Origin of the sequence: Streptococcus mitis, from assembly GCF_003942965.1 — a bacterium.
In the GTDB taxonomy this organism is placed as follows: domain Bacteria; phylum Bacillota; class Bacilli; order Lactobacillales; family Streptococcaceae; genus Streptococcus; species Streptococcus mitis_BH.
Genome location: NZ_RJOG01000093.1, coordinates 1 through 530, shown reverse-complemented (window position 1 = coordinate 530; position 530 = coordinate 1). Strand labels below are relative to the sequence as shown.

Annotated in this window: 1 pseudogene; it reads right to left on the bottom strand. The window is 32.6% G+C overall.

The window, feature by feature from the left end:
• A pseudogene (locus D8837_RS09480) lies at positions 1 to 359 on the bottom strand (hypothetical protein); the annotation flags it as partial.
• Between the last annotated feature and the right edge of the window lie 171 nt (positions 360 to 530).

Here is a 530-nt window from a genome sequence, read left to right as displayed (position 1 = left end):
GTTTCTGCCTCTTTCTTTAAAGAAGCTTCCTCAGTTTCTGTTTTTGCTACTCCAACTGATTCAGCTGGCTTTTCTTCAACTGTCACTCCAGCAGCTTTGACCTCATCCACTTTAGCTTTCAATTCAGCTTCTTTGACAGATACATTTTCTTCCCTAACAAATTCACCCTCATCATTAAGCGTTGCCCCATTAACTACAGCTTCTGACGAATTAGTAGGCAGCGTTTCAGCAGCATAAGCATTGCTAATTCCTAAACTTAGTGCTAATGAAGTAGCTAAAGCAATCCCACTCACTAAACCAAGGTTTGTCTTTCTAAAATAACCATGACCTTTTAGATCCTTTTTAAAAGCATTAGACATAAAACCACCTTTTTCTACAAAATATAATGATACTATCAATGTAACATACCGAATCTTAACTGTCAAAGGTTTATATCATTATCTATTATTATATTTTTGTCTATTTGGTACAAAAAAATGATATTTATTTTATCGAAAAATTTATTAAAAATTATCAATTCACAATTGTTA